The organism is Bradyrhizobium sp. NBAIM08 (assembly GCF_020193935.1).
In the GTDB taxonomy this organism is placed as follows: domain Bacteria; phylum Pseudomonadota; class Alphaproteobacteria; order Rhizobiales; family Xanthobacteraceae; genus Bradyrhizobium; species Bradyrhizobium yuanmingense.
Genome location: NZ_JADYVR010000282.1, coordinates 1 through 455 on the forward strand (window position 1 = coordinate 1; position 455 = coordinate 455).

1 pseudogene is annotated in these 455 nt (G+C 72.5%); it reads left to right on the plus strand.

Annotated elements, in window-relative coordinates:
• Window positions 1-85: 85 nt before the first annotated feature.
• Window positions 86-455: pseudogene (locus I6F37_RS39505) on the plus strand (hypothetical protein); the annotation flags it as partial.

Below are 455 nucleotides of genomic sequence, written 5' to 3' on the forward strand. Positions count from 1 at the left end.
CCCCGAGGTCCACCGCGTCACGTCGCTGACGTGGGGCTTCATCACGTCAGACCCGGCCAAGCCGGGAGCGCAGGCGGCCGCACGGATGGACAAGGTCGAGCGGGCCCAGCGCGTGGGCCAACGGCTCGACGCGGCTCTCGCGTCCACCCAGGACTCCACGACGAGTCGCGTGGGGTCGATCCTCGCCGAGGGGGACAAGACCCACGGGGCCGACCGGGCCCGCGCCGCGCGCAAGCTCTCGGGGGTCGGCATCACCGTCGGCGTGCTGTCTGACGGCGTCGACTCGTTGACGGCCTCGATGGCCAGCGGAGACCTGCCGGCGGACGTGCGGGTCCTCAAGCCCGGCTACGGCGACGAGGGCACCGCGATGCTGGAGATCGTCCACGACGTCGCCCCCCGGGCCAAGCTCGCGTTCGCCACGGCGAACAACACCCCTGAGGAGTTCGCGCAGCACA